Source organism: Prescottella defluvii, assembly GCF_000738775.1.
In the GTDB taxonomy this organism is placed as follows: Bacteria; Actinomycetota; Actinomycetes; order Mycobacteriales; family Mycobacteriaceae; genus Prescottella; species Prescottella defluvii.
In genome coordinates this window covers 1-847 of record NZ_JPOC01000176.1, presented here as the reverse complement: position 1 = coordinate 847, position 847 = coordinate 1, and the positions used below count along the sequence as shown (strand labels likewise).

Annotated in this window: 1 pseudogene; it reads left to right on the top strand. The window is 65.3% G+C overall.

Going from position 1 to position 847, the window contains the following annotated elements:
* Window positions 1-281 precede the first annotated feature (281 nt).
* Window positions 282-847: pseudogene (locus IJ15_RS25125) on the top strand (S-adenosylmethionine synthetase N-terminal domain-containing protein); the annotation flags it as partial.

Genomic DNA, 847 nt, shown 5'->3' with positions numbered 1-847 from the left:
TGGCTGCTCGGCGCCGACGGATCCGAGTCCGCGATCGAGCCGGGTTCCAAGTCTCGAATGGCGAGTCGGGTGCTCGATGCACTCGCGGACCTGTTCGCCCCCGAGTGACACACTCTGTCGGCGATCGCCGCCCGGACCCGCTTTCTGGCACTAGGGTCGAGCGCGGTATTGAATAGAAGTAGAAACGAAAATCAGCTCAGGTGTCGTATCGGGGCCAACCGAATTCGCGTCGTCGGATTCGAGGGACACGGACCCTGGACAGAACGTCGAGAGGGAGATCTGTGAGCACGTCCGGCAAGCGGCTATTCACCAGTGAGTCCGTGACCGAAGGGCATCCGGACAAGATCTGTGATGCGATCAGTGACTCCATTCTCGAGCAATGCTCGTAGCCGCGTCGCGGTCGAGACCCTGGTCACGACCGGGCAGGTCCACGTCGCCGGTGAGGTGACCACGTCGGCGTACGTCGACATCCCGAAGATCGTGCGGGACAAGGTGCTCGAGATCGGTTACGACTCGTCGGCGAAGGGCTTCGACGGCAACTCGTGCGGCGTCAACATCGCGATCGGTGCGCAGTCGCCGGAGATCGCGCAGGGTGTCGATCACTCGCACGAGGCGCGGGTCGGCGGCGCCACCGACGACGAGATCGACCGGCAGGGCGCCGGTGACCAGGGCCTGATGTTCGGGTACGCCTGCACCGACACCCCGGAACTGATGCCGCTGCCGATCGCGCTCGCGCACCGCCTGTCGCGTCGCCTCACCGAGGTCCGCAAGACCGGAGTGCTGCCGTACCTGCGTCCGGACGGCAAGACGCAGGTCACGATCGAGTACGACGGCGACCGTCCGGTCC